The 220-nt window shown below is 61.4% G+C and carries 1 pseudogene; it reads right to left on the bottom strand.

The features are described 5' to 3' along the window. Positions 1-14 precede the first annotated feature (14 nt). A pseudogene (locus V6766_RS25590) lies at positions 15-220 on the bottom strand (IS21 family transposase); the annotation flags it as partial.

Raw genomic sequence — 220 nt, 5'->3', positions numbered from 1 at the left:
GGGTGCTTCAGCGCTCATGCCGCTTCTCCCGTCCCCGATGACAGGAGGCCCATATACGCCTTCGCCGATGTCGTCTCGACGGTTGCTCTCGGCAGGTAAGGATAGATCGACAGATCCAGTCGAGGCGGCCTGCGCTCTACCCGGCAAAGAATCAGATGTTTGACGGCGTCGAAGCCGATCGCGCCGAGATGAATGGCCTGCTTCACCGCCGCATGCAGGT

The sequence above is a fragment of the Martelella sp. AMO21009 genome, assembly GCF_053484295.1.
Note: the sequence above shows the minus strand (reverse complement) of the source record. Positions and strands in the feature narration are given on the sequence as shown.